The organism is Candidatus Lernaella stagnicola (assembly GCA_030765525.1).
Classification (GTDB): Bacteria; Lernaellota; Lernaellaia; order Lernaellales; family Lernaellaceae; genus Lernaella; species Lernaella stagnicola.
In genome coordinates this window covers 1-21,613 of the sequence record JAVCCK010000027.1, presented here as the reverse complement: position 1 = coordinate 21,613, position 21,613 = coordinate 1, and the positions used below count along the sequence as shown (strand labels likewise).

Below are 21,613 nucleotides of genomic sequence, written 5' to 3'. Positions count from 1 at the left end.
CCTACCTCAACGTTGATGCCCCTGTTTTCCCAGCAGACTGAGCGCCGGATCAAGCAAGCCGTGACGAATCGCGTACTCGCGGTACGCTTGCACCATGTGCCGGTAATGGGCGCGTTCCTTTTCTTCATCTTCCCCCTCGCGTTCCGAAGGCGCGACGCTGAGGTAGTGCGGGAAGGGCACGCCGGGTTTCATATAGGCCCACACGACTTCGCCGATGCGTTCGACTTGATCGGGAACGTCCCAATTCTGCCGCGCACAGTAGTCGGCGAAGGGCAGGTCGGCCGGATTTTCTGCGTAAGGCACATTGGATGGAATCGCGGCGAAGGTCGTATCGAGAACCGGCTCGCTTTGGAAGGCGTCGAACATCGGCGCGGTGAAACGATCGTAATTGGTCATCGGCGGCAGGCCGAGTATCAATTCGAAGGTCAGCCACATGCTGGCCATGGAGTAGTGCACGCTGGAGATGTGCCCGCGCTTGGCGTAGGGACTCACGATCACGAAGGGCGTGCGGTGCGCGTCAATGTGGTCGACGCCGGATTGCGGATCGTCCTGCGTGATAAAGATAGCGGTTTCCGGCCAGTGTTCGCTTTTGACGATCCAATCGACGAGCAACCCCACACCCGCGTCGTTGTCGGCGACCATGTAATCCATCGTCGGTTCGCCGGTGCTGGTGCCGTACGTGTGATCGTTGGGCACGAGGATGTAAATGAACGGCGGGAACACGCCCATGTCCCATTCGCGGATGACTTCACGCGCTTTGCGCCGGTCACTGACCGCTTGGTTGTAGAAGCCGTAGTTAAAATCCACGTACGCCGCGAGGCGATCGATTTCCTCGGTCAGGATGCCGACCATCTCGCCGTACACGCGGAAGTCCAGTTCCGCGTCCAGCATCTTGTTGAACACGGTGCCCGATTCGGGAATCGTGGCCGGTTCCACGCCGGTCACCGTAAACCAATTGCCCGCTACCCAGTTCTTCTCGACGTAATCGTTCGCGACAACCTGCGTGGCCCAAGAGTGGCCCATGTCGGATTCGTGCGACTCGGAATAGTAATTGTCGAAAACCGTAAACTCCGTGGCCAAGGCGTGCAGGTTCGGCGTGATATTCTCGCCGAACAGCAGCAGGCTGTCGTCGCCCTCGACGCCCGGCAAATCGGATAACACTTGGTCGAAAGTCTTGTTCTCTTTGAGGATGAACACGACGTGTTTGATCTGTTCGGAAGGCTCATTGCGCCGGCTGGGAATCGGCGAGTCGAACTCAACGCCCGATTCATAAAACAGGCTGGTGCGCGAGTTATTCGCCACCACCATCTCGGTGTACTCGGCCAGCGTCTCCTCGCCCGGCATGTCGATCGCCTCTACCGACCCGAGCAAACGGCCCCCCTCCGGCGGTAGTGGATCGGGCGGCGGATCCGACACGTTTCCCGGACCCGAGCCGATGCCCTTGCCCGACAGCACGTAGAGCATATCGTCCATCGGCAGCACCATGGTCGGGTACCATTCGGTGGGGATACGGCCGAGCATTTCGCCGTCGGCGACGTCAAACACATCGATGCTGTTGTAGCCGGTGGAAACGACGAGCAGCATTTCGCCGTCCGGGCTCAGCGCCACTTCCGTGGGCATCGCGCCGTACCCGAGGTCGCCGCTGGGATCCAACGGAATCTCTTGCGTGACGACTAGGTCGACCAGATCGACGCGGTGGATTTCATCGGAGTCGGCGCAGGCGACGAACACGCTGCGGCCGTCGGGCGCGAGCACCATGCCTTCAGGGTTTTTGCCGACTTCCACATCGGCCAGCAGTTCGCCGTCGTCGAGGCGAAAGACCGACACGGTCGACGTGCCCCAATTGGATGACACCGCGCGATTGATCGACTCGGCGATCGCGACCGCGTAAGGATAATAGCCGGTGTTCATCGAGCCGATTTCCAGACCCGACGCCACGTCGATAACCTTGATGCGCTTTCCGTAAGCCAGCGAGACATACATGGTTTGCTCATCGGCCGACAGGCGCACGTCGGTGGGGTAGCCGTAGGCGTCGAACTGCCTCGTTTCGACCAAGCTATCGCCGGCGATCGTGAACTCGCGCACGAGTTCGCCGCGCCCGTCGCACACCCACAGCGTCGTCCCGGCGTCGCTAATGACCATGCCGCCGAAGTGGTGCGGCAGGGCGACTTCCGAGAGGACGGTGAAGGTCGCGGTGTCGATAACAAACAAGGCGGGCGTGCGAGTTGTGGCGACGTAAAGGCGATCGGCCGTCGGGTGGGCGACGATCGACATCGGAAAGCGCTTGACGGTGACCCGTTCGCCAACCGGCGAGAGCAAGCGCCCGTTGGGCAGAATGATCGTGCCGTCTCCCCGCGGGCCGGCGCGTTCGTACGCCTCGGCCGAGGGCGTCGGTGTCGGCGCGACGGCGTCGTCATCATCGTCGTCCAACGTTGCTTCGGACGCGGTGTATGGATCGTTGTGTTCGGGGTTGTCGCCCGTATCGCACGCGAAGAGGAAAAGCGCGAGCAACATGACGATCCAGATTTTGTGGCGCAAGAGGGCGTTCATGGTTCCGCTCCCTGGGTTAGCCCGCATCGGGCAGAATCATCTGCAGCAAGCCGACGAGGGTTTCGAGGAAATTGCGAATCGAATCCGGCTCGAGGTTTTCGTAGAAGTCCGCCACATTGACGGTGAGGAAATCCGGAATCAGCGGCGGCACGCCCAGCACGCTGAGCAAACCGTTAAGGGACGAGGCGTGGAAAGGGTTGTCCACGCCCGGTTCGAGATCAAGGTCGGTGCGGTCTAAGAAGGCGCGGCCCAGGTCGAACAGCGCATCTTCCAACGCGGCGACCAGCGCCATGTCCTCGGCGTTCAGCGTGCCGTAACCGGGAAGCATGTACGCTTCGCCGTCATCGAAGACGCCGTTTTCGTTGGCGTCGTCGTACGCGATAACGTCGTCGGCCTGGTCATCGGTTTCGGAGCGCAAAGACCGCAAAGTCGCTTTCAGGCCGACCATCCCCGAGCCCAAATAAAGGCGCGATTCGTGCACGAGGTCGATCATGTCTTCGTCGATCATGAAGTTGTTGGGGTATCCCGGCGCGGTCAGCATCTCGTCGAGGAAATCAACCACGGCGGCGATGATCTCGATGACGTCGCCGTTGAAGTCGACTTCCATGATGTAGCTGATGTTGTAATCGAATTCCAACGCCAGCAGCGACCCGCCGAAGCCGTCGAATATATTGGCGATGGCCGTGCACCCGAGGCGTTCGGCGCCGTCGAATTCTTCGCCCAGCCAGGCGACGGTTTCGACCACCCAGGTCACCGGCACGTCTTCAATGTAGAAGGGCGGATCGCCGTGCTCAGCCAGCCAATCGGAACTTGCGCGGGTCGTCTCGGCCACGGGCCCGAAAACTCCGTCCTGGAGGAAGGCGATGATCTGGCGGATCAACTCGCGGTTGATGTCGATATCCTTCGCCGCGAGCCCCTCCGGATTGGTATGGCCGTTCTCGGGGTCGACGAGAAATCCGGAAATCAGCGAAATCAACTCCCAGTAACGCAGCCCGCCGGACAACGTGACGCCGTAGTGTGCCTCCGCGTTTTCCGGATCGAACTCCAGAGCGGCCAGGAATGACACCCGGGCCCGCTCCGGCTCGCCGGCCTGCAACCAGTAGCGTCCTTCGGCGATCAAATCCTCGGGGGAAGGGGTGTCGTCGTCATCGTCGCCGCCGGTGTCGTCGTCATCGTCGCCGGCCGTGTCGTTGTCGTCGTCGCCGGCCGTGTCGTTGTCGTCGTCATCGCCGGAGTCGTCGTCACCCGCTGCGTCGTCGTTGTCGTCATCGTCATCATCACCGCAGGCGACAATCGACAAACATACGCAGAGCAACAAAAGGGGTAGGAACCATCGTGGGAAGCATCGGAAAGACATGGCATCGCTCCTTGTGCGAGCGAGAGTAAAAACCCTCACCGTGTGCCACTAAACGCGAGGAGCAGGAAGACGTCAATACCCGCCCCGTGCAGCGCGCCGACGGAGAAACGAATCGCGACGATGACCATCGCGTCAAATCATGGGAACGGGTTGCGTCTACATCTCAGGGGAAAGCGTGTATTCCACGCGCACCTGGAAGGAATCAGCCCAACCCAACATCCAGCAGCATCATTACGATAAAACCGATCATGACGCCGAAAGTGGCCTCTTTCTCAAAACCTTTACGGTGCGATTCCGGGATGATTTCGTCGCTGATGACAAACAACATGGCGCCCGCGGCGAAGGCCAGCCCCCATGGCAGGATCGGTCGCGAAAAGCTCACAATCCCCGCGCCGATCAGGCCGCCGATAGGCTCGACAAGGCCGGTTGCCAGGGCGATTCCGAGCGCTTTCGCTTTGGAGTAATTCAGTGAAATCAGTGCGAGGGCCACGACGAGGCCTTCGGGCATATTTTGCAGACCGATACCGATAGCCAGCGTCAGCCCGTTTTGCACGTCACCGCCGCCGAAGCCGACGCCGACGGCAAGCCCTTCCGGGAAATTGTGCAGCGTGATGGCAATGATGAACAACCATATCCGCTTCAGATTGCCCGCGTCGGCACCCTCAGGACCCTTGATGAAGTGCTCGTGCGGGAAAAATCGGTCGCTGAACCACAAAAACCCGCCCCCAAGCATCATACCCGCGGCCACGATGAGCGCGCCGGTCCAGCCGCCTCCCACGGAGTCCACCGCCGGAATGATCAGCGAAAAGGATGTGGCCGCCAACATGACGCCTGCGCCGAATCCCATCATGATGTCTTGCGTGCGTTGAGAAATGTCGCGCATGAACAGAATCGGCAACGCTCCCACGCCTGAAAGGGCGCCGGCTACGAAACTCGCTACGACACCAAGCAAGGGGATCGGCCACGATGCTAAATTAGTAAGTTCCATGTTAACAACCAGCTTTTTTCATGTTTTCGGTGCAAGGAACGAGACGGATTTTTCTGGTGTTTTTCATCGTTTTTTTCATGCGAGCCATCATACTCTCGTTGCGTTGCCGAAAACAACCGCGCGTTTGGCCGGACCCGCCGTCTGAAGAGATTGAACCCTCTCCAAATCGGTGCTGAATCGGCCGCTTCGCGCTTGCGGTCGCCGGGCGACCAAATGATTTGACACACGTAATAATGTGCCGATATTTCAAGCTCACCTCGGCGAGGAAAGGAATCACCATGAGGCAGATTTGGATACCCCGCGTCGGCGGCCCGGAAGTGCTCGAAGTGCGCGAAACGATCGACCCGACGCCCAAACCCGGCGAGGTGCGGATTCGCGTCGAGGCCAGCGGCATCAATTTCGCGGACATCATGGCGCGTATGGGCATGTATCAGGACGCACCGCCGGTGCCGTCGGTGGTCGGCTACGAGGTCGCTGGCAAAATCGATAGGGTCGGCGACGCGGTGGAAGGCTTCGCCGTCGGGGATCGCGTGGCGTCGTTCACCCGCTTCGGCGGATACAGCGACGTGGTCGTTGCGTCGGTCGACCGGATATTCCCTTTGCCGCCGGAGATCGATACCAAGACCGCGGCGGGAATTCCCGTCAATTTCCTGACCGCGTGGCTGATGCTCGTGCGTTTTGCGGGGGTGAAGGAAAACGACACCGTGCTGGTGCAAAACGCGGGCGGCGGCGTCGGGCTCGCGGCGCTGCAAATCAGCCGCGCTTTCGGCGCCAACGTGATTGGGACCGCCAGCCCGGGCAAACACGAACGCCTGCGGGAAATGGGGGCGGCGCACTGCATCGACTACCGGAGCCTGGATTTCGAGACCGCCGTCAAGGATTACACGAACGGGCGCGGCGTGGACGTCGTGATCGACCCGGTGGGCGGTAAGTCGTTCAAGAAGAGCTTTCGCTGCCTGGCGCCGCTGGGGCGGTTGGCGATGTTCGGCGTGTCGAGCTTTGCGCCGGGCAAAACCCGAAACTTGCTGGCCGTCTTAAAAGGCTTTATCGAACTGCCGCGCTTCTCGCCCGTGGCGCTGATGAACGACAATCGCGCCGTCGGCGGCTTCAACATGGGCCATCTGTGGGATGAAACCGACATTCTCACGCAGGCGATGGAGAAAATCATGGCGTTGGTGGCGAAGGGCGAGATGGCGCCGGTGATCGACAAAACCTTCCCCTTTGACCAGGCCGGCGCGGCGCACGCGTACATCCAGGACCGCAAGAATTTCGGCAAGGTGCTGCTGACGCCGTGACAAGAAGGCGCCCGGCCATGAAGTCGCCAAGGCGAGAACCGAAATCAGTTTCGTGAAATGCCCGCGCGGGCCGCTCGCTTGACAGGAAGGCCGCGAATACAGATAACCGGAGGGGTTGAAGTGTGCCCTTATAGGGTGGAAGGAAAAGCTTATGAAGCCCCTCGTGAAATGGCTCTTTGTATTGCTCTTGGTCTTGCTGGTGGGATTTTCGATCGCCGCGTGCGACGACGACGACGACGAAGACAACGATGACGACAACGATACGTCACCGGTTGACGACGACGACGACGACAATGACGACGACGACAACGACGATGACGATGACAACGACACCGCTGGTGACGACGACGACGATGACGACGATACTTCGCCGCCGCCGCCGACTACGATCGGTTTCCTCTACATTCCACGCGGCTCGTTCACCATGGGCAGCCCTGCCGCCGAAACGGGCCATCGCGCCGACGAGGTTCTGCACACTGTCACCTTCACTCGCGATATCGAGATGATGGCGACCGAGGTGACCCAGGGGCAGTTCAACGACTTTATGGATTTCAACCCCAGCTACTTCCCGCGTTACGGCACGGCGAGACGCCTGCCGGTGGAGCAGGTGAGTTGGTTCGACACGCTCGCCTTCGCCAACCGCCTGTCGGCCGAGGAAAGTTACGACGCGTGCTACACGTTGACTGATATCAACTGCGCCGACGGTACACTCGGCGACGCGATCGACTATTGCAGCGAGCACGGCGGCATTCGCGCGGCGACCGCGGCCCTGAACGGCGTCACGACGCCGCAAGACTGCGAGGGCTTCCGTCTGCCGACCGAAGCGGAATGGGAATACGCCGCTCGCGCCGGCACCACCACCGCGTTCTATAACGGTGATGTGGTCAACGAAGCGTGCTCGCCGGTCGACGAGGGCCTCGCCGCCATCGGCTGGTATTGCGGCAACGCCGAGGAAAAAACCCACCCCGCAGCCCAGAAGCAAGCCAACGATTGGGGCTTGTTCGACATGAGCGGCAACGTCAAGGAATGGATGTGGGATTGGTACGGAGCCTACGACGGCGACGCCACCGACCCGGTCGGCCCCACCGACGGGCATTTCAAAGCGACGCGCAGTTGCGGGATCCGTTACAGCGGCGCCGGGAAATGCCGGTCCGCGATTCGAACCGGGCAGACGCCGCATTTCCGCGTGCCCTACATTGGTTTCCGGCTGGTGCGTACGCTGCCGGTCGAGCGTGGGGAAGCGTTCCAGGCCCCCGCGCCCAAGGTGACGGCCCCGGTGGCGAAGGCGCCGAAGGATTATCCCGACGAATTGCCGTGGACTTTCACGCGGCCTGATGTCGGCACACCGCCGACGCCGCAGGAGATCACCGACTTCACCCAGAAATACATGGGCTTCTTGGCGCAGGTCCATTACTACGATTGGTTGATGTGGACGGGCCACGGGCAGCACGCGACCAGCGGGTATTACGATTACAAGATTTTCTGGCAGGACACCCGGGCGGTGAAAGCCGGGGATACGGTGACCTTCGAGCATACGGGCGGGGCCGACAACGTGATGATCCGCACGCCCAAGACCTTCAATAATGCCGCGGCCGGCTGCTTGATGAGCGGCGACGAACGGCTCTGCGACGTGGCCGAACAGTTCGCCAAGGGTTTCACGGCCTTTTTCCTGGGCACGCAGTGGACCCAGAACGACCCCGAGCATTTCATCATGCCGCGCGGCATCTTCACGCACTACCACACCTACACGGAGGACGGCCGCAACATCGCCGTGGATTACGATCTGGTGCACCACCAGTGGTTCGGTTGGAATTCGCACACCGTCAACAACCCGGTGAGCCCGACTTTCGGCGACATTTGGGTGCGCAACATGCGCAGCAAAGACGACGTGCCGCACATCTACCGCGCCGTGCCGATGATGATGCGCGTCGTGGAGGAAAGTGACGACGAGGACCTCGTCGCCGCCTGCACCGAGGCCCTGAGTTACCTGCAGGGGTTCGGGAAAGACGTTACGGATTCAGGTTACTACATTCGCACCAAGGATACCTACGGCAACCAGTACATACCGATTACCGAGATGGGCTTCGTGGCCGACCTGGCCAGCTTCGTGATCTACGATATCTTCACGCCCAAGTCCGAATGTAACAGCAAGTTGACCTCGGCCCTGGTGGGCTACGGCAGTGACCTCGATGTGGGTTGCGGCGATGGTATCGGCTGGCTTTACGAACAAGTCGCCACGGTCCAGCACTACTTCAACTGGGCGATCATCCGGTACTTCCATACGGCGGCGATTTACAACGCGCTCATGGTCGAAGAGAACGACGTGGCTTATGAGTTGATGGAAGGCATGGCCACGCGCGTCGATTACATGATGTACGAGGACCCGGGACGCGCCACCGTGCCCGAATGGGACGCCGACGCGACGGCGTTTTTGTTGGCGGCGGCTGCCGCGGGGTTCCCGCTCACGTCCGAAGAGGCGCGCATGATCATGGACCGCTACGGCGCGGCCGCGGATCATTTCAGCACCTGGCCCTATTGGGATTTGTGGGACGCTTCGGTACCCGACGGCATCTACGACTACAAACCGAACCGCAACAGCGGCACCTTCGGCGTCGTGCCGCGACCCGAGGAACTGGGTTTCGTTCTGGAGTATTGCTACTCGCCGTTCAAGAACCCGGCGACGGTGGAATTCATCGACTGCGACGTCGTGGCCGACCCGACGCAATGGGTGGCTCCCTAAACCAGACACGAAGAACACGTATCCGCACAGCCCGGCCACGCACGGCCGGGCTTTTCGCCCTTTGATGGTGTATGATTTCCTGGAACTCCTAATAGGATTGCCGCCGGCCCCGAGGGCGGAAGAAACGTCGTAACTGAATTCGAAGCGGCGGGGTTCATCGAGGAAGACCGATGGCGAATTGTCCCAAATGCGACGCCGAACTCGTGAAGGTTCCCGGAACGGAAATCTTTTTCTGCACGCTGTGTCGATCCAACTTCGACGCAGCGGTAATTGAAGAGCGGGAACGACAACGCGCCGGAGAGCTCGTGCGCGAGCATTTGCCGGCGGCGTTCAGCGTGTTCGTACAGCGGCGCGAGGAACTAGCCAACATATGGGCGGCATGGCAGGAAACCGTCACGCAGCAACGGCCGACTATCGTGGTGCTGCTCGGCGAACCGGGCGTGGGCAAAACGGCCGTTCTGGAACGCTTCTACCGCGAACTGGCCTCCAACCCGAGTTGGGATCCCGACGATTATTGGCCCGATATTCCGCCCGGCCGCCTGGAGCAGGTTTCGACCGAGGGCAAACTCTTCGCCATCGCGAAGAAAGAAGAGCGCAAGCCGCGCTATCTGTGGCTCGCGTCGCGTTGCGACCTGGTGGCCACCGGTTCAACGGCGCCGGAGGATTCGTCCCGCGCGCACGCCGTGGAGTTGAGCCCGTGGCTGCAGATGGTTCAGGGGCTGCGGCATCACCCGATCAAGGATTTCGTGCCCGACGATTTCGGCCGGCGCTTGCGGCAGCGGTTGCGCAGCGAAGGCGCCGAACTTCTCATGGATATTCTGGGCGAGGGCCTGGAAGTGTTGGTAAGCGCCAGCGGCTTGGGCGCCCTGTTGGCGTTGGGAAAGGCGACGGTGAAAATCGGCGCGGCCATGCGCCGCGGCGGCCGCAGCTCGCAGCCCGAGGAAATGGCCGGGTTGGCGCGAACGGTCACCGGGCTTTTGGTCGAATTGAGCAACGTGGAACGCGGCGGTATGCCGCTGGTGCTGTCGATCGACGACCTGCAATGGACCGACCAGGAAAGCATCGACCTGCTGCTTCATTTTTTGGAAGCTGCCGCCGACCGCCCGGTGATGGTGCTGGCCACATGTCGCAACATCGACGTCGTGGCCGAGAACCGACCGGCCGGCCGGCTGCTGAGCCAACTGGCCCGTCGCGAAGGCTCACGTTATTCGCACCACAAAATCGAAGTCGAGCGCCTGGACGACCAATCGATCGGCGAGATCGTCCAAGGCCTTTTCGGGCCGACCGCCGACGTCGAACTCGTGAAGTGGATCGCCGAGCGCGCCGAGGGAATTCCCATCGTCGCGGATTACTTAGCCCGCTTTCTTGTCGATCAGGAGTTCGTCGACGCCACCGGCCGCTTTCGTCGCGAGGTTGAAATCGACACGCTTACCGAAAGCTGGCGGACCGGTGCGATCCCGCACGACGCCCGCGGCATCATCACCGAGCGCCTCGAGCGATTGCGCGAACAAAACGACCGCCAATACCGCTTGCTGCAATGCGGGGCGGTGGAAGGCCGTACCTTCCGCGACCGTTTTCTGGAGCGCGTGGCGCAACGTTTCGCCGCCCTTTCCGACCTCGATCTGCCCTCGATTCAAGGCCAACTGCAAGATGCGGAACGCAAGCACCACTTGATTGCCGCCGAGGCCGCGCGGCTCATGCCGGCGGGTCGGCCGGAACAGCCCTACCTTTTCACGCATCAACTCATTTACGACGCCTTTCTTGAAGGGTTGCCGCCGGCCATTAGAACGCTGTGTTTGGAAACCATCATCGAGTTGTTTGACGAGGACGAAGAATTCTACGCGGTGTCCGGCAAGGCAGAGGCGCTGCGCAATACCGCTGAGCGCCGGCGCGCTGGGCTCGTTGCCTGGCAGGCCTTGGTCGCCGACCGTCCGCTGACCGACGCCGAAAACCTTCGCGCCGCTGAAGCCGCCGGGAAAAACGCCGCCGTCGCACTCCGCCTCGGTAGCCGCGACGCCGCGATTCGTTATCTGGAAACGGCGTTGCATTTTATCGAGCAGATTGGTGGCGCGACCGCCGAAGGACGCGACGTTGTGCGTCTGCACGCCAGCCTGCTCAATCGACTCGCCAACCGCAAACGGGAAACCGGCGACTTGGCGGCGGCGCTCGACTTGGGCCGGCAGGCGTTGGAGATGCGCGAGCAGTTGTGGCTGGTCGATCCGGATAACGCCGAGGTCGTCGAGTGGTTGGCGTCGAGTTTGAACGATTGCTCGCAAAACGACAGGCGCGTCGGCGACTTGGCGCAATCGCGGAATTGTCTGGAGCGCGGCGCCGAACTGATGGAGAGCCTGCCCGCCGATGTCCGTCAAGGCCGAGACTTTGCGTTGCTCGAGGCCCGTTTGCGGCAGAATCTCGCGTCGTTGCTCAACACCCAGGGCGAATTCGAGCGGGCGCTGAAAACGGCACGGCTGTCGCGGGGAATTCTCGCCGACATCGTCGATACCAATCCCGGGGATTTCGAGTTGGCCGATATGTTGGCGACGGTCGACCATTTCCTGGGTGTGTTGGAGAGGCAGGCGGGTGAAACAACGGCCGCGGAGCGCAGCTTCGAGGCCGCGATCGCCGCCCGAACCCGGCTGGTTGAAATGGATGACGCGGACCTGCGCGTGCTCTTTCGTCTTTCCATGACATATCGAAGCATGGCGTGGTTGCATCGCAATGCGGGCCGCGGTGTCCAAGCGCGCGACGCGATCGAACGCACACTGGAAATTCGGCGCCGTCTTGCCGATATCGACACGAGCGACCTGGGTTACGCCGGGGCCCTCGCGCAATGCATCAACGATACGGCTGTGTTCGCCAAAGACCGCGGGGCGCTTGGTGAGGCCATCGATCTTTTTGAGGAAAGCCTTCGCCTGGCGCGCTATTGCGCGGAAAAAAATCCCACCGACACGGGGCCACATTGGACTCTCTCCACGATCTTGTTCAATTTGGCGAGCGTGCGCGTGCAGCAAGCGCAGGTCGGCGAGGCGGTCCGTCTCTTGCGCGATTGCCTTGCGATTCGAAAAACCCTGTGCGAGACAAGTTCCACGAACCGCGATTTCCGGCGCGATGCCGCCACCGCGGCCAGCCGACTTAGTGGTTTGCTTCGCCAACAGGGCCAATGGGAAGAAGCCGGCACCTACCTTGAAACGGCGCTGGACTGGCATCAGCAGATCCTCGACGAGAACCCCCGCCATGAAGCGGTTCGGTCCTGGCTGGCTGTCGACTATTTCAACCTCGGCAACGTAGCGCAGCACCTGCGCGACATGGCCGAAGCGGAACAATGCTTTCGCAAGGGAATGGCGCTGCGGGAGGAAGTCCTTGTGCATCAGCCGACCGGCGTCGACGCGCAATGGTCCTACGCTACGGCCCTGAATCGCCAAGCTGACTTTTTCCTCTCGCAGGGTGAAGAGAGCCACGCCGGAGAATATCGCAGACGCGCGGTCGCCGGGCTGGCTTGGTTGACGGCGCAGAATCCAAATCGCCAGGAACTGTTGCAGGATTTGTCGATCGGCTACCGAAACATTGCGCTCGCGCACCGGCGGCGCGGCGAATTCACCGCGGCCCTGGCGTTTCTGGAATCGGCGGTCGCGTTGCAGCGGCGACTGGTAGCGTTGGATGAGGCCAATCAGCAGGCGCACATCAACTTGGCGGTGCTGCTTTCCGACAGCGGCATTACGGCGTTCGATCGTGGCGATTTGGACGCCGCCGCCGACTTTTACCGCGAGAACATCGATCTGTACGAACGGTTGCGGGGTGACGATTCAACCTACCTGCTGCTGCACCGCAACTTTGCCAACGCTTGTGAATCGATGGCATTCGTGGCTCGCGGCCTGGGGCGGCTCGAGGAAGCGTTAGAGTGGGTGCGTCGGTCGAGTGACGCCTGGGAGCAAAGCTTCGGCTCGGATCGCGATTCGGTCGGTACTCGAGCTCGTCGAGCACTAAACGCGAAGACGCTCGCTGGGTTCTTATGGTCGGCAGGACGTTTCGAGGAAGCGCTTGTCGAAGCCGAGAAAGCCGTGGCGATCAATGAAGAACTCATGGCCGCCGAGCCGGAGCAGGAGTCGCACGCGCGACGTTTGGCCAGCGCCTATAACAGCCGCGCCGGCTTGCTGACTCTGTTGGGGCGCATGCAAGAGGCGGGTAGCTGGTTTCGCCGCACCATCGAGTTACACACGACGGCGATGGCGAATCCCGAGAGCGCCGACAACCTCTGGCTGCGCGCCAACTACGGCGTGGGGCTGCACAACCTCGGGCTCGTACATCTCTTTCTGGCCGAATGGGACGACGCAACCGTCCACCTCGCGGCGGCAATCGAAGTGCGGGAACAAATGCTCGCCTACGCCGAAAGCCAACGCCGCCATCGCTTCTTTCTCGCGGGCAGTCACGCCGCCATGGCTTTGGCACGGCGCGGCAGGGGCAGCTTCGATGCGGCGCTGCGTGAGGCGCGCACCGCCGTTTCCGTACTCGATCCCATCGAGAAAAAACTGAGCGACCCGCAGGAACAAGCGCGGAGTTTGATGACGCAATTCGTTCTGGCGCTGTGCGAAATCGATGCCGGTGATCGCGATACCGGTTTGCATCGCATTCGGGAAACCTGGCCGCAGTGGACCGTCGTGCCCGAGTGGGTGCGGGGCGTTGATCGGCTCTATCGTTTCGTGATCGACGAAGTGCACCGCGTCGCGGGCGACGACCTACCGGATTCCTGAGCGCCGCCGCGCCGGTTAGCGCGCCGGGAACTCCCACCGGCCCGCCAAGGGGTCGGAAGTCATTTCGAATTCCAATGTCCCGCCTGCGGCAATCTCTTCGTGATCGAACCACGGCACGGCGAGCGTGCGGCCGTTGAGCGTGACGGATTTGACGTACTGATTCGTCTCGGACGTGTCGGGGGCCAGTATCGTCAGCGTGTTTTCGCCGATGCGCATTTCTCCCTCGGGAAACAGCGGGCTGCCGATCACGTACAGGTTTGTGCAGGGCAGGGGGAAGAAACCCAGCGCGGAAAAAATGTACCACGCCGACAGCGAGCCGCCGTCGTCGTTGCCGTCCAAACCCAGCGGCGAATCGGCGTATTTGTTCGCCATGATCCAGCGCACCCATTTGGCGGTCAGGTCCGGCCGCTCGGCGAAGGCGAAGAAGTACGGGGCGTGCTCGTCGGGCTCGTTGCCGTGCCAGTAGTACGGGTCGACCTGAATATCGTTGGTGGGCGGAATGCCGCGTTCCATGAAGTCGTCCAGCGTCGCCGCGAAAGTCTCCGGCCCGCCCATCAAGTCGATCAGGTCTTCCGGATCATGCATGACCATCCAGCGCCAATGCCGCGCGTTGCCCTCGGTGTAGCCCATAAGATTGCCGCGCCACTCATCTTCGCTCCACGCCTCGAACCACGTGCCGTCGGACATCTTCGGGCGGAAGAAAAGCGTGTCGGGGTCCCAGAGATTCCGGTAATTGCGGGAGCGCTCGTAGAACATCTCGGCGTCTTCATCCTCGCCGATGGCCTCGGCCAGGCGCGCGAGACAGTAATCGTTGAGCGAGAACTCCTGCGTGCGTGATACCGACTGGTCGTAGTTATCGTGCGCCACGTAACCCAGCGCCAACCAATCCTCGATGCCCACGCGTTCGGCGATCGGCACATGCCCGACCGCATGCTCGCGCAGCCCCGCGTAGATTTCGTGAATGTCCACGTCGCGCAGCGTGCCCTTCAGATAAGCGTCGGCGATCATCGTATCGGCGTGCGTGCCGATCATGATCGTCGTTTCTCCGACGCCCTGCGCCCAACGGGGGTACGCGCCGCGCTGCTCGTACATGCGCTGCATCGACAGGACGAAATCGCGGTTCAAATCCGGACGCACCAGCGCCATCAACGGATGCAGCGTGCGGAAGGTGTCCCACAACGACAGGTCGCTGTAGTACGTGAAGTCGTCGACCTCATGCACTTCGCGGTCGAAACCCAGGTAGCGGCCCTCCGCTTCGGTAAAGGTCGTGGGCAGCACGTACAGGTGGTACATCGCGGTCTGGAAAATGCGCCGCTGGGTTTCGGTCCCGCCTTCCATGACGATATCGGCGAGGCGGTCGCGCCATTTGCTTTCGGTTTGGGCGACCACGGCGTCGAAATCCCAGTGCGGCACTTGCGCCTCGAGATTTGCCCGCGCCTGGGCCGGGCCGATGACCGAGATGGCCACCTTCGCCTCTACATGCCGCGTGCCGGGCGCGAAGCCGACGTATGCGCCGACGCGCAACCCCTCGGCGAATTCGTTACCGGGCAGGCGTTCGTTATTGACGAAGGTGCCGTAGTCGACGATCGGCTCGGAAAAGCGGGCGACGAAGTAAATCGGCATCCCCATGTAGATGCGACTGAAACCACCGGCCTGGTAGGCGAAGCCGACCACTTCATTGCGCTCGTGATCGATCCACACGCGGTTCCACCAGGTCGTGTATCGGGCGACGGAGTAACTCACATCGACCACCGCGTGTGGATCGCCTCCCTCGGGGAAGGTCCAGCGATGGTAGCCGACGTTTTCGGTGGCGGTGAGTTCCACATCAACGTCGAAACGGTCCAGGTGCACCTTGTAGTACGCGGGCCGGGCTTCTTCCGACTGGTGGCTGAAGGGTGAGCGGTAACCCTGCATCGTCACGCGCTCGTCGTTCATTTGTGTGACGGGCATGACGTTGATGTTGGCCAGATCGGCGATGCCCGTGCCGGGCAGGTGCAGGTGGGAAATACCGCGCACCGAATTATCGGGATACCAATACCCGCCGGCGTGGAAATAGCTGATATAGAAATCGCCCATGGCCGTATCCGGCGTCAGCTTCACCAAACCGTTGGGCGCCAGCGATCCGGGCATCATCGCGCCCATACCCCAGAAGCCGCCGCCGGTGCCGATAAAGGGATTCACTTCGTCGAGCGGATCGGTGGCGGTGGCATCGTCATCGCCGGTGGGCGTGTCGTCGTCCCCGGCGTCGTCGTTGTCGTCGTCATCGCCGGCGCACGAGGCGATCAATCCGGTTATCAACACCAAACACAGAGCCCAAATCACGAATTGCTTCATGGAGCACCGCCTTTTGGAAAGGATATTTCATCTTATTCGGCACCGGGAGGCAGTCAATCGGCGTGCGGCCAAATAACAAAAAGGTTGAATACCATTTGCAATTACACAAAGAACATGATTTGATTCCAAATGTCGTAGGCCGATGGGGAATAACGCTATGAATCGTTGTCGTTTCCTTTTTTCGGCTAGTTGTCTTCTTGCCCTCATGATTCCCTTATTCACTTCGAGCGCCGTTGCTTACGATTGGTGCGTCGAAACGGTTCCCCTTCAAATAAGTCCCGGCCGGCTCGGACCCGGATCCGTCATGCACGACACCGTCACCGGACAGTTCCTGGCGCTCTATGGTCGTCCGGGTTGGTTCCTGGCGCGTTGTGACCTCGGCGCGTGTGAGCAGGAGCCCGTCCTACTCGATGTGGCGGACAAGTCGTCGCCCTATGTCGTCCGCGACGATCAGGGCTTGGCGATTTTGTACAACGACAACGCCGCCGGCGCGATCGGTGTACTGCGAGAGGGTGATGACGGGTGGGAAGAAGGCGCCTTCGATTTGCCTCCCGTTTGTACATCTCTGAAGGCTGTTGTGAGGTATCCGTTAGGCGGCTACGGCTTACTGTGCCGCGACGAATTCGACGACGACTGGCACGCCTGGCCCGGCGAGAAGGGCTGGCAGACCGAAGTGTGGCCCTTTGCGGCCCACGATTATTATGTCGGGTACGACAGCGCCGGGCTGCCTCACGCCGGAACCGTGACGGCCGACGACGAAACCTGGGAAATCACCCATCACTACCGTGACGCCGCAGGCGATTGGCAAAGCCAATACGTGGCCGACGGTGAAATCGTCGTGACTTACCCCGGCGTGGGTTACATCGCCGTCGACCCCGACGACAACGTGTATTTGATGACCAGCTATATGGGAAACGCGTCGATGACCTACGTCATTTCGCCGGCGGGAGAGGTTCGCAAGGCGGGCGACGCGCCGAAACAGATGACGTACTCTTGGTCGTATCGGACCAATCTTTCGGCCAACGCCTCACGTCAATTCGCGTACGCAGTTGTCGGTTACAATCACGTCTACGACAAAGGGAAGTGGCCGGAATACTGGTACACATGGGTCGAGGCCAATACCTCCATGGGCGACTTCTATGAAGTGTGTTACGCCAGTGGCTATGACGACCCTTGGTGGGCGCCCGATTACCAGGCGCTGACAGCCCTGGCCGACGATGGCTCGGTGCACACGCTCGTATTTAATCAATACTCTGAGAGCCCGGCTCCCAGTGTTTACTACAGCCCGAATCCCATCGGCGCCGGTGCGTCAATCGCTTCGCCGCAGTTCATTGCCGACGGTTCCTTCGTTGGATTCGCCGCGCGACCGACGGCGCAGGGCTTGGTGCCCTACCTGTACGCATACCGGGGAAACAGGTCGTATGTGAACTACTACACGTTCTACGAATTGCTGCACTTTGGCGGCAGAGATTTTGAGGCCCTGTTCAGCCAGCAATTACTCGACGAAACGCTCGAATGGCGCGAAGGCATCGCAGGCAATGGCGCCGAAGCGTACGCAACCGCGTATTCACACGACTGGGCGCCGCCGCAAACGTGGTGGCTCGTCACCTATGACGGCCAGAATCGCGTGGAAGAGCCGTACCATCAACGCGACGACTACGAACAGCATCGGGTTGTCGGTGTGGACCTGCACGCCGGGCCCGACGGTGCGTTGATGGCGTATGCGCTGGCTTACTACGACACGCCGCAGGGGGTGTGTTTCCGCCGCCGTCCGGTGGGCGGCCCCCTCGGCGCGGCCGTCCAGATTACCGATTCCGGCCACACGCCGGCCGTCACCGAGTGCCCCGACGGGACGGCTCTCGTGGCGTATCAAACCCCGGCCGGCGCGGTCTACCTGGCCACAGAAGCCGAGCCCTTCGAGATCGAGCTGGTTACCGATTCCTACACGCCCGACGGCAACATGGCCGTGACGTGTCAGGCCGACGGCACGGTGCATGTGCTTTTCGATTCGCCCGACGGCTTGCAGCACGCGGTTTCGAGCGACGCGAAGGCGTGGGATGTGGCGTTGGTCGATGAAACCCTGACGCTCTACCAGGCCAAGCCGGACGCGGCGGGGCGTCCCTTGGCGGGCGCGATCGACAGCGACACCGAAGAGGCCGTGCTTTTGCAGTACGACGGCGCAACGTGGAGCGTCGAAGTACTCGCGGGCGACTTGCATATGCCCTCGGTACCGGTTTGGACAAGCGGCGAGGAAGCGGCCGTTTGTTACGTGCCCGGCGAGCCCTACGTACGCGTGGAATGCCGGGCCACAACGGCTTTCGTTGCTGAAGAACCTTTCGGCGACGACGATGACGACGACGATAATGATGACGATGACGATGACGACGATGATGACGATGACGACGATGATGACAACGACGATGACAATGACGACGACGATGATAACGACAACGACGACGACAATGACGACGACGATGATGATAACGATGATGACGACAACAACGACGACAACGATGACAATAACGACAACGACGATGATGACGACAACGGGTGCGGGAAATAGAAAACGGTAGAGATGTTTCGGTCGCGGCGTAACGAGCAGGCGGGGAGCGAATCGAGTTGGAGGTATTGTCCGTGAAACGTTTTTGGTTAGCACTTCTTGTTGTTTTCGTGCTTGCCGCTCCGGCCGCCGCCCAGTGGCACACGACCGACGCCCGCATTTTGGTCAAACCACAGGCCGCCGGATATCAATCGATCTTGTACGATGAGGTCACAAGCGAGTTCGTCGTCGTGTATTACCGCCCCGATCTGTGGCTCGCCCGGTGCACGCCGGATGCTTGCACGCAGGAGCCGGTGGTTCTCGACGAGTATCTCAGCATGCTTTACCTCTTCCGGGACGAATTTGGGCTGGGCATTGCCGACAACACGCCGGGCGGCATCGTGGCCTACCGCGAAACGGACACCGGCTGGCAAAGCGAACAACTCGTGCCGGCCGACATCTGCACGTCTCTGGGCCGCGTCACCCACCGCCCGACCGGCGAGTTGGCCGTCCTTTGTAACAAACATGCCGAAGGCAACCGCGTCGCGTGGCGCGAGGGCGATACGTGGTCGTACATCGATGCGCCGTTTGACGTCGGGCCGCAAGGTTTGGCCTTTAGCGATGACGGCACGATACACGGCATGCGGGTTCGGATATACGAAGATCCGGATCGGCGTTTCGAGATATCACACGTGCACCGCGCGCCCGGCGGCGAGTGGGTGGACGATATCGTGCTGGCCGATTTCCTTTACACCTATTACTCGCCGCAATCCTGGGGCGTCGTGGTCTCCGGCGATTACGTGCACCTGTTCTATCGGCGCAGCGATGAAGCCTACGGGCAACTCACCATCGATCCGGAAGGCAATGTGGAACACCTCTTCTCGAGCGATAAGGCGGATTACTACGAGTACGAAGAACTCCACTTATTGAGCGTCGCGGCGCTGCCGGCCGGCGAAGCCACGTTTTCCCGGTATCGCTACTTCTACTTCCAAACCGACGCGCCGGGCGACGTGATCGCCTGGGGGTCGGGCCTGAGCCAGGGTGGCCACAACCTGCGCAGCATCGGCGGCGATTCCTCCTTCGACCCGGCGGCGGAGTTCTGGGGGTATGCGGCAACCGCAGCCGACGGCACGCCCCACAACGTCATGTTCAACTACGGCAGTTGGTATTATTTCGACTGGCCGGACGTCGTTTACAATTACGACCACGAGGATCGCGCGGACGAAAAAATCATCGTCGAGCCGACCCTCTGGCGGTGCGACTCGAGATTGCTCGTCGCCGCTGAAAAGACGCCCGAAGGGCTCCGGCCGTTCCTGCAAACGATGATGATTCACGGCTTCGACTACCAGCGCTTGCACCTGTTCGGCAAACGCGACGACTTATGGCCCGTGGCGCATCGCTGGGGCAGCGGGTCGATCGGCATCTATGCGCCGCAGGTTCTCGCACTCTCGGCCGAGGGGGCGCACGCCTTGGACGTCCAAGAGGGTGACGAACTGACCTACGAGCTGTTCACTTGGACAGACGACGGGTTGGTGTATGAAACGGCCCACGTAGCCGAACCGCCGGATTACCAGCAAATAAACAGCGCGGATTTAATCTCCGCCGGCGATGAAATGCTCCTGGGCCTCGAGCTGTCACGCGCTCCGGGCATTATTCGCTTGGCGCGGCGACCCGCCGGCGGCCCCTTTGGCGAGGCGGCAGTTGTGGCCGAGACCGGGCGTCACCCCCGCGTCGCCGTATGCCCCGATGGCAGCGCGCGCATCGTATATCGCGACGGCACAAACGTGATGCTGGGCACCGAGGGCGAACCGTGGACCACCGAAGTTGTTGCCGCCGGCTACGAGTTGTCGCGCGGCCATGGCGTGTGCTGCACCGATACCGGCGAAGTGCATGTGGTGTTCGATGACGGCGTGGATGCCTATCACGCGACGCAGGCGGCCGACTCGTGGACCGTGACCAGCCTCCAAAGCGGCGCGAAGGTCGAGGCCGTGCAGCCGGACGAAACCGGCAATCCGTGGGCGGCCTTGGTGGTGGACCTGGAAGAAGGCCAACGCGCGGCCACGCTGTTTCACTGGACCGGCGCCGCGTGGGAATCCGAAGTGCTCAGCGACGCGGTGGACGCCGAAATGGACCGCACGCCCTTCGGCTTGTGGGCGGGCGAGGGCGAAGTGCTGGCGTGCTACGCGCTGGAAAACAAAGTCGAGTGCGTGAGTACCGCGCCGCTGGTGAATTCCATGGCCCCCGGCGATGACGACGACGACGATAATGACGACAACGACGATAATGACGACGACGACGATGACGACAACGATAATGATGACAACGACGACAATGATAACGACAACGACAATGACGACGATAATGACAACGACGATGATGACAACGACGATGACGACAACGACAATGACGATGATGACAACGACGATAATGATAATGATGACAATGACGACGACAACGGCTGCGGGAAATAATTAGCTCAAGGCTCGGGCATCACCAAACCTGCGGATACAAAATCACACCGCCGTCGCGAAAGGCTTTCTTGCAGAACTTGTAACGTCTACCGCACGTCCAACCCGAGTTGCTTCTGGATTTGGCGGATCTGCCCGGTCTCCGGCAGGCGCAGGCGCGCGGCGTCGGCATACGCGGCTTCCAGCAACGCGGCGGCTTCGGCCGCGTCTCCCTGGCGGTTGCGTCCTAATAGATTAATTGCGATCTCTGCTTTGCAGACTAAGGCCGCTTGCGCGTCGCGGAGTTTATCGTAGACGGGCAACTCTTCTTCTTGGCGGATGCGCAAGGCCTCGTCGATTTCGCCGCGGGCAAAGAGGATGTCGGCGATCTTGCCGAGGGTCACGGCGCGCGAGCGCACGTCGCCGATTTTTTCGTAGACGGGCAACTGTTCTTCTTGGCGGATGCGCAAGGCCTCGTCGAGTTCGCCGCGTTGATAGAGGATGTCGGCGATTTGGCCGAGGGTCACGGCGCGCGAGCGCACGTCGCCGAGTTTTTCGTAGACGGGCAACTCTTCTTCTTGGCGGATGCGCAAGGCCTCGTCGAGTTCGCCGCGG

10 protein-coding genes are annotated in these 21,613 nt (G+C 61.3%); 5 read left to right on the top strand and 5 right to left on the bottom strand.

Annotated elements, in window-relative coordinates; all coding sequences use genetic code 11:
- Window positions 1-6: 6 nt before the first annotated feature.
- From P9L99_11890 to P9L99_11880, 3 genes are all read right to left on the bottom strand, one after another.
- Window positions 7-2,550 carry a bifunctional YncE family protein/alkaline phosphatase family protein gene (locus P9L99_11890; GenBank protein ID MDP8224052.1) on the bottom strand — a complete coding sequence of 848 codons (2,544 nt, stop codon included), beginning with the start codon at window positions 2,548-2,550 and terminating at the stop codon, window positions 7-9.
- A 16-nt stretch (window positions 2,551-2,566) separates the two neighbouring features.
- Window positions 2,567-3,907 carry a hypothetical protein gene (locus P9L99_11885; protein ID MDP8224051.1) on the bottom strand — a complete coding sequence of 447 codons (1,341 nt, stop codon included), beginning with the start codon at window positions 3,905-3,907 and terminating at the stop codon, window positions 2,567-2,569.
- 202 nt (window positions 3,908-4,109) lie between these two features.
- Entirely contained in the window at window positions 4,110-4,895 is a 786-nt protein-coding gene (locus tag P9L99_11880) for a ZIP family metal transporter (GenBank protein MDP8224050.1), read from the bottom strand.
- A 278-nt stretch (window positions 4,896-5,173) separates the two neighbouring features.
- Between P9L99_11880 and P9L99_11875 the strand changes: the two genes are divergently transcribed.
- The 3 genes from P9L99_11875 to P9L99_11865 all read left to right on the top strand — a co-directional run bounded on the left by P9L99_11875 (window position 5,174) and on the right by P9L99_11865 (window position 13,678).
- Window positions 5,174-6,190, top strand: a complete 1,017-nt coding sequence (locus tag P9L99_11875; GenBank protein MDP8224049.1) for a medium chain dehydrogenase/reductase family protein — start codon at window positions 5,174-5,176, stop codon at window positions 6,188-6,190.
- A gap of 151 nt (window positions 6,191-6,341) precedes the next feature.
- On the top strand, window positions 6,342-8,930 hold the full coding sequence (locus P9L99_11870; GenBank protein MDP8224048.1) for a formylglycine-generating enzyme family protein: 2,589 nt from the start codon (window positions 6,342-6,344) through the stop codon (window positions 8,928-8,930).
- Between the two features lie 170 nt (window positions 8,931-9,100).
- Complete coding sequence (locus tag P9L99_11865; protein MDP8224047.1) at window positions 9,101-13,678, top strand: tetratricopeptide repeat protein; 4,578 nt, start codon at window positions 9,101-9,103, stop codon at window positions 13,676-13,678.
- A 15-nt stretch (window positions 13,679-13,693) separates the two neighbouring features.
- Here the strand turns inward: P9L99_11865 and P9L99_11860 are convergent, their stop codons facing one another.
- Window positions 13,694-16,012, bottom strand: coding sequence for a GH92 family glycosyl hydrolase (locus P9L99_11860; GenBank protein ID MDP8224046.1), 2,319 nt, complete (start codon window positions 16,010-16,012; stop codon window positions 13,694-13,696).
- 304 nt (window positions 16,013-16,316) lie between these two features.
- Between P9L99_11860 and P9L99_11855 the strand changes: the two genes are divergently transcribed.
- On the top strand, window positions 16,317-18,575 hold the full coding sequence (locus tag P9L99_11855; protein MDP8224045.1) for a hypothetical protein: 2,259 nt from the start codon (window positions 16,317-16,319) through the stop codon (window positions 18,573-18,575).
- A gap of 71 nt (window positions 18,576-18,646) precedes the next feature.
- Window positions 18,647-21,022 carry a hypothetical protein gene (locus P9L99_11850; protein MDP8224044.1) on the top strand — a complete coding sequence of 792 codons (2,376 nt, stop codon included), beginning with the start codon at window positions 18,647-18,649 and terminating at the stop codon, window positions 21,020-21,022.
- Between the two features lie 86 nt (window positions 21,023-21,108).
- Here the strand turns inward: P9L99_11850 and P9L99_11845 are convergent.
- The coding region (locus P9L99_11845) for a tetratricopeptide repeat protein (GenBank protein MDP8224043.1) at window positions 21,109-21,613 on the bottom strand (505 nt) is incomplete at its 5' end.